Source organism: Acidovorax sp. LjRoot204 (genome assembly GCF_056175785.1).
In genome coordinates this window covers 1-6,129 of record NZ_JBGFFF010000208.1, presented here as the reverse complement: position 1 = coordinate 6,129, position 6,129 = coordinate 1, and the positions used below count along the sequence as shown (strand labels likewise).

The 6,129-nt window shown below is 66.4% G+C and carries 6 protein-coding genes; 3 read left to right on the top strand and 3 right to left on the bottom strand.

The genetic code is table 11. The features are described from left to right. Positions 1-273: 273 nt before the first annotated feature. On the bottom strand, positions 274-600 hold the full coding sequence (locus AC04MI_RS22600) for a DUF3579 domain-containing protein (protein WP_056066664.1): 327 nt from the start codon (positions 598-600) through the stop codon (positions 274-276). A gap of 242 nt (positions 601-842) precedes the next feature. Between AC04MI_RS22600 and AC04MI_RS22595 the strand changes: the two genes are divergently transcribed. Genes AC04MI_RS22595 through AC04MI_RS22585 form a run of 3 tightly spaced genes read left to right on the top strand, consistent with a single transcriptional unit; the run spans position 843 to position 3,675 of the window. Then, positions 843-2,039 carry an acetylornithine/succinylornithine family transaminase gene (locus tag AC04MI_RS22595; protein WP_476498759.1) on the top strand — a complete coding sequence of 399 codons (1,197 nt, stop codon included), beginning with the start codon at positions 843-845 and terminating at the stop codon, positions 2,037-2,039. A 17-nt stretch (positions 2,040-2,056) separates the two neighbouring features. Continuing rightward, positions 2,057-2,986, top strand: a complete 930-nt coding sequence (argF, locus tag AC04MI_RS22590) for an ornithine carbamoyltransferase (RefSeq protein WP_121942228.1) — start codon at positions 2,057-2,059, stop codon at positions 2,984-2,986. An 8-nt stretch (positions 2,987-2,994) separates the two neighbouring features. Further along, entirely contained in the window at positions 2,995-3,675 is a 681-nt protein-coding gene (locus AC04MI_RS22585; protein ID WP_436077765.1) for an HD domain-containing protein, read from the top strand. Between the two features lie 325 nt (positions 3,676-4,000). Here the strand turns inward: AC04MI_RS22585 and feoB are convergent, their stop codons facing one another. After that, positions 4,001-5,926: a ferrous iron transporter B gene (feoB, locus tag AC04MI_RS22580; RefSeq protein WP_436077764.1), complete on the bottom strand. Its 1,926-nt coding sequence runs from the start codon at positions 5,924-5,926 to the stop codon at positions 4,001-4,003. Beyond that, positions 5,923-6,129 (bottom strand): FeoA family protein (locus AC04MI_RS22575; protein WP_476498758.1); only part of this gene is annotated, 207 nt, incomplete at its 5' end. The genes AC04MI_RS22575 and feoB, both read right to left, overlap by 4 nt.

Below are 6,129 nucleotides of genomic sequence, written 5' to 3'. Positions count from 1 at the left end.
AAGCCCTGGCAACGGCCGCCTGACCCACTTCAGGCAAACAGCCCGAACGGCACCTGCCGTTCGCCGTTTGTAACGGGTGCGCTGCCAGCAAAAAAACGGACAAACCGCCTTCGGGCGGTTTTTTCGTTGGGGGTTCAGAACTGCGCCAGGCAGCCTGAAGCGCATCAAAGGGTGGATGGGGAGTGCCCGCTGGCTGCCGGGCGGGCATGCCCCTGCGCAGTGAGGCCTCGGGCCCGACACGGCAGGCAGCGCCGGAAGCCAGACTGTGGCCGGTCAGGGCTTGGCGGGAGGAGGCGGGTCGGGCAGCAGGCAGGCCTCGGCCACCTGCAGGTTGTTGTCGCGGGCGAAATTGATCACGAAGTCCCAGGCCATGGGCTCGTGCCCCTGCAGGTCGCGGTGTACGACCACACATTTCACGCCATTGAGCGTGGTGGGAATGCACCAGGGCGAATAGCTCAGATGGCTGCCTGGCCGGGCTCCACCGGGTCGAAAGCTGCTCATCACCCCGGCCAGCCGCTCGGCCCAGTCGCTGGGACGAAAGGTTTTCCCGTCATGGGTGATGCCCTGGATGAAGACTTCTTTGGAGGAGGGGGAAACCATCGGGGATTGGAGTGGTAGTGAGGGCACAGACGCAGGATCACTGCATGTTGCACCGCAACGCGACATTCTAACTCTTATATAAGAGCTAGCTCCCTAATCCCTCCGGCGCGCTACACATAGGCACCCCGAAGAGGGTAAGAGCCCGGCATTGCAGTGATGCGCAATCGTCAACAGACCGCACCCCTGCTCCCCCTAGAATCGTGACTCGCTTTTTCGCCACCGTACCGTCTGGAGATTTCCGCATGACCGCTTCCATCCCGGCAGCTTCGCCCCACGTGATGAACACCTATGGCCGCGTACCCATCGCGCTGGCCCGTGGGCAAGGCAGCCGCGTGTGGGACGTGAACGGCAAGGAATACCTGGACGGCCTGGGCGGCATTGCCGTGAACACACTGGGCCACAACCATGCCAAGCTGGTGCCCGCGCTGCAGGACCAGATCACCAAGCTGATCCACACCTCCAACTACTACCACTCGCCCCTGCAGGAGCAGCTGGCCGCCAAGCTGGTGGAGCTGTCGGGCATGACCAACGTGTTCTTCTGCAACTCGGGCCTGGAGGCCAACGAGGCGGCCCTGAAGATTGCACGCAAGTTCGGCGTGGACAAGGGCATCGCCAAGCCCGAGATCGTGGTTTACGAAAAGGCCTTCCACGGCCGTTCGATTGCCACCATGTCGGCCACCGGCAACCCCAAGATCTACAGCGGCTTCGGCCCGCTGGTCGAGGGYTTYRTSCGCGTGCCGCTSAACGACATCGARGCCMTCAAGMARGCCACCGAAGGCAACCCCAACGTGGTGGCCGTGTTCTTCGAGACCATCCAGGGCGAGGGCGGCATCAACCCCATGCGCGTGGAATACCTTCAGCAGCTGCGCAAGCTGTGCGACGAGCGCGGCTGGCTGATGATGATYGACGAAGTGCAGTGCGGCATGGGCCGCACCGGCAAGTGGTTTGCSCACCAGTGGGCCGGCATCGTGCCCGACGTGATGCCCCTGGCCAAGGGCCTGGGCTCGGGCGTGCCGATTGGCGCGGTGGTGGCCGGCCCCAAGGCCGCCAACGTGCTGCAGCCCGGCAACCACGGCACCACCTTTGGCGGCAACCCGCTGGCCATGCGCGCCGGGGTCGAAACCATTCGCATCATGGAAGAAGACGGCCTGCTGCAAAATGCCACCACGGTGGGTGAGCACCTCAAGGCGGCACTGCAGCGCGAGCTGGGCGGCCTGCCCGGTGTGAAGGAGATCCGGGGCCAGGGCCTGATGCTGGGCATCGAGCTGAACAAGCCCTGCGGCGCCCTGATCGGCCGTGCGGCCGAGGCAGGCCTCTTGCTGTCGGTGACGGCCGACAGCGTGATCCGCCTGGTGCCGCCGCTGATCCTCACCACCGCCGAAGCCGACGAAATCGTCGCCAAGCTGACCCCGCTGGTCAAAGCCATCCTGGCTGAATGAAGAATAGCCCCACTGCCATGACGACGCTGAAACATTACCTGCAGTTCACCGACCTCTCCGCCGACGAATACGCCTACCTGTTCGAGCGCGCCGCGCTCATCAAGAAGAAGTTCAAGGCCTACGAAAAGCACCACCCGCTGGTGGACCGCACGCTGGCCATGATCTTCGAGAAGGCCAGCACCCGTACGCGCGTGAGCTTTGAGGCGGGCATGTACCAGCTCGGCGGCAGTGTGGTGCACCTGACCACGGGCGACAGCCAGCTGGGCCGCGCCGAGCCCATCGAGGACAGCGCCAAGGTCATCAGCCGCATGACCGACCTGGTGATGATCCGCACGTATGAGCAGGCCAAGATCGAGCGTTTTGCCGCCAACTCGCGCGTGCCCGTGATCAACGGTCTGACCAACGAATACCACCCCTGCCAGATCCTGGCGGACATCTTTACCTTCATCGAACACCGTGGCTCGATCCAGGGCAAGACGGTGGCCTGGGTGGGCGACGGCAACAACATGGCCAACACCTGGCTGCAGGCGGCATCGCTGCTGGGCTTCAAAGTGCATGTGAGCACGCCACGCGGCTACGAGGTGGATGAAAAATTGGCCGCTGGTGCCCATGGAATCAGCGCTGACAGCTATCAATTCTTCAGCAACCCCATGGAAGCCTGCCGGGGCGCAGACCTGGTCACCACCGACGTGTGGACCAGCATGGGCTACGAAGCCGAGAACGAAGCGCGCAAGAAGGCCTTTGCCGACTGGTGCGTGGACACCGAAATGATGGCTGCGGCCCAGCCCGACGCCCTCTTCATGCACTGCCTGCCCGCGCACCGGGGCGAAGAGGTCGAGGCGGATGTGATCGACGGGCCGCAGTCGGTGGTGTGGGATGAGGCAGAGAACAGGATGCACGTGCAGAAGGCACTGATGGAGTACCTGCTGCTGGGCAAACTGGCCTAAAAGCCCCCATGCCCTGGCGCCGCCAGCCCGCTCACAGCGCCGAATTGCTGGCGCACTGGCAGGCCCTGGGCCAAGCGCTGGGGCGCGACACGCCCGCCTGGCGGGCCGAGGGCCGGCGCCTGCTGCGCAGCTGGGCCCGCTGGCCCCGCGCCTACCATGACACCACGCATCTGCGGGCCTGCCTGCGGCACCTCCAGGCAGTGCAGGACCAGCAGCCCGGAGCGCTTCACAACCCCCCTGCTGTGGCCCTCGCCCTTTGGTACCACGACGCCATCTACTGGCCGTGGAGCGGACACAACGAGGCGCGCAGCGCCGACTGGGCGCGACAGTTCCTGCTGGGCCAAGGGCTGCCCACCACGCTGGCCGAAACCGTGCGCCAGCATGTGATGGACACCCGCCACACCCCGGACCCGCTCACCGGCGATGCGCTGTGGGTGGTAGACATCGACCTCGCCATCCTGGGCCAGAGTGACGCGGTGTACCGACAGTTCGAACGCAACGTGCGGCGTGAATACTTTTTTGTGCGCTGGCCGCGTTATGTGGCGGGGCGCAGCGCAGTGCTGCGAGGCTTTCTGGACCGCCCGCACATCTATGGCACAACCTACTTTGCGCAACGCTGCGAGGCCCAGGCGCGCGTCAACCTGCAACAGGCGTTGAGCGCGCTGGGCCAAGGCCAGCTGTACCAGTAGACAATTTGAGTCAAAACGGCCTGTAGCGCTAGTGAATCATGCGCCAGCAGCTATATAAAATATAGCAACTACTGAGAAGCAGGCCCGCGACGGACGGGTATGGCCACGGGCTTTTCAGCGGCCGCCGCGGACGGCGCCGCGCAACTGCCGCAGCTGCTGCACCCACCATCGCCTCCCCCACAGCCTGGCGACTGGACGAGCCCCGGGTGGACCTTGCCCAACCCCCGGCGCCAGCGCCAGGGCAGATACCGCCAGAGCACATAGAGCGCTGCGGCAAGGACGATCAGACCGACCATGAGTTGCTGGACCATCACACCGTTTCCCCTCAGCCGCCGCCCAGCGCCAGCGCCACGCGGTAGGTCACAAAGCTGGCCGCATACGCCATGGCAAACAGGTACCCCACCATGAGCAGCGGGTAGCGCCAGCCATTGGTCTCACGCCGCACGGCGGCGATGGTGGAGATGCACTGGGGCGCAAACACATACCAGGCCATCAGCGACAGCGCGGTAGCCAGCGACCACGAGCCCGCAATCAACGACCCCAGCTGGCTGGCCACCTCGTCGCCCGTGGCGGACAGCGCGTACACCGTGCCCAGCGCACTCACCGCCACCTCGCGGGCCGCCATGCCGGGCACCAGCGCAATGGCAATCTGCCAGTTGAAGCCAATGGGCGCGACGATGACCTCGAGCAGGCGGCCCAGCTGGCCGGCCAGGCTGTAGGTGATGGCAGGCTGTGTGGCGCCTTCCGGCGCACCGGGGTAGGTGGACAGGAACCACAACAACACCGTGACTGCCAGGATGATGCCGCCCACCCGCTTGATGAAAATCACCGCCCGCTCGTACAGGCCGTAGGCCAGGCCCCGCACGCTGGGCCAGCGGTACGCGGGCAGCTCCATCATCAGCGGCGTGGCCCGTGTATCGCTGCGGGCCAGCTTGGCCACCGCCGCCACGGCCATGGCGCTGACGATGCCCGCCACATACAGGGCGAACAGCACCACACCCTGCAGGTTGAACACCCCCGCCACCGTGCGCTCGGGGATGAAGGCAGCGATCAGCAGCGCATACACCGGCAGGCGCGCCGAGCAGGTCATGAGCGGCGCGATCATGATGGTCACCAGCCGGTCGCGCCAGTGGGTGATGGAGCGCGTGGCCATCACGCCCGGCACGGCACACGCAAAACTCGACAGCAGCGGAATGAACGAGCGGCCCGACAGGCCCACCGTGCCCATCACGCGGTCCAGCAAGAACGCCGCACGCGGCAGATAGCCCGAGTCCTCCAGCGCCAGGATGAACAGGAACAAGAACAGGATCTGCGGCAAAAACACCAGCACCCCACCCGCGCCCGCCAGCACCCCGTCGGTCAGCAGGCTGCGCAAGGGGCCGTCGGCCATGTGGGCGTTGACCAGGGCCGCCAGCCAGCCCACGCCATCTTCAATCCATGACTTGGGAAGCTCGGCCCAGCTGAACACCGCCTGGAACATCAGGAACAGCGTGGCGGCCAGGATCAGCAGGCCCCACACCGGGTGCAGCACCACTGCATCGATGCGGTCGTCAGTCCGCAGGCTGACCACCGGCACGCGCACAGCCCGGTCCAGAATGCGCCGCACCTCCTGGTGGGTGCGGATCACGTCGTTCTGCGCCTCCAGGTCGCTCGCATCCAGGCGCGCCGCCGCATCGGGCGCCACCACCGGGCGCTGCAGCTGCTGCAGGTTGGCGCCATCCAGCCACTGCACCAGCTCCTGGGCGCCGTTGCCGCGCACGCCCACGGTGGCCAGCACAGGCATGCCCAGCTCGCGCGACAACGCCTCGCGGTCGATGGCGATGCCCTGGCGCTCGGCCACGTCCATCATGTTGAGCACCAGCACCATGGGCAGGCCCAGGGCGCGCGCCTCCAGCACCAGGCGCAGGTTCAGGCGCAGGTGGGTGGCGTCGGTCACGCAGACCAGCACATCGGGCACGGGCTCACCCGCGCGGCGCCCGCGCACGATGTCGCGGGTGATGGCCTCGTCCACGCTGTGTGCATGCAGGCTGTAGGCACCCGGCAGGTCCAGCACGCGCACGCGGCGGCCGGCGGCGGTCTGCAGCAGGCCTTCCTTGCGCTCCACCGTCACGCCCGCGTAGTTGGCCACCTTCTGGCGTGCGCCGGTGAGCAGGTTGAACAGCGCGGTCTTGCCGCAGTTGGGGTTGCCCAGCAGCGCCACGCGCAGGGGCGCATCGGCGGCGGTGGGCTGCACAGTAGCCTGGGCGTTCATGCCAGCTCCTTGGCAGACAGGCTGGTGTCATCCAGCGGCTGCACCTGCACCATGGAGGCCTCCTGGCGGCGCAGCGCAAACGTGGCCTGCCCCACCCGCACCGCGATGGGATCGCCGCCCCAGCCGCCGCGTGCGACCACCTGCACGGTTTCACCGGGCAGGAAGCCAATCTCCAGCAAGCGCAACAGCATGCTGTGCTCTTG

Coding starts and splice junctions, on each gene's coding strand:
- AC04MI_RS22600 (WP_056066664.1), bottom strand. CDS start 600: ATGGTTTCCCCCTCCTCCAAAGAAGTCTTCATCCAGGGCATCACCCAT.
- argF (WP_121942228.1), top strand. CDS start 2,057: ATGACGACGCTGAAACATTACCTGCAGTTCACCGACCTCTCCGCCGAC.
- AC04MI_RS22585 (WP_436077765.1), top strand. CDS start 2,995: ATGCCCTGGCGCCGCCAGCCCGCTCACAGCGCCGAATTGCTGGCGCAC.
- feoB (WP_436077764.1), bottom strand. CDS start 5,926: ATGAACGCCCAGGCTACTGTGCAGCCCACCGCCGCCGATGCGCCCCTG.